Source organism: Castellaniella sp. S9 (assembly GCF_027257175.1).
Lineage (GTDB): Bacteria > Pseudomonadota > Gammaproteobacteria > Burkholderiales > Burkholderiaceae_B > Castellaniella.
The window spans coordinates 1-661 of the sequence record NZ_JAPFGD010000028.1; the positions used below are offsets into that span (position 1 = coordinate 1).

Here is a 661-nt window from a genome sequence, read left to right on the forward strand (position 1 = left end):
CAGCAACCGCGCCAGTGTACGCAGTGCCGTTCACCGTCAGAGTGACAGCGTCGCCCTCGCTGTACTCACCTGCCACCGCACCAGTGATATTCACCGCATCGCCAGACTCAGCGGCGTTGATGATATTGTCGGCAGTGATCGAATCGACCGCGATCGTCAGCTCAGGTGCCGTCGTATCAATGGCGTAGTCGTGTGTGGTGGTGGTCGTCGTCGCATTACCAGCCGCGTCCGTAGATGTTGCACTGACTCCCACCGAGCTATCTGCCAGCAGGTCGCTGGTCGCAACATCAACGGTCCAAATACCCGCTGCCACATCTACTGTAGCCGCGTACTGCTGGCCGTTGACCGTCACCGTGATCGTCGTCTCAGCACCCGCCTCGGCGGTAACTGTACCGGTCACTGCAATCGTCTCAACACCAGATTCGGCGATATTGATGACGTTGTCCGACGTAATCGAGTCAACCGAGACAGTCAGTTCAGGTGCCGTCGTGTCCACACCGTAGCTGTGAGTCGTAGCCTGCGTCGTGCTGTTACCTGCCGCATCGGCCGTCGTAACCGACACATCCAAAGACGTGGCAGCAGCCAGATCGGTGCCTGCAACCGCTATCGCCCACGTGCCATCAGCAGCAACCGCACCGGTGTACTCGATGTCGTTGACCGT

The 661-nt window shown here is 59.3% G+C and carries 1 protein-coding gene; it reads right to left on the minus strand.

Annotated features, from left to right (window positions below):
- Positions 1-661, minus strand: a 661-nt coding sequence (locus tag OOZ48_RS18410; RefSeq protein ID WP_269500270.1) for an Ig-like domain-containing protein, incomplete at both ends; no start/stop codon positions are given.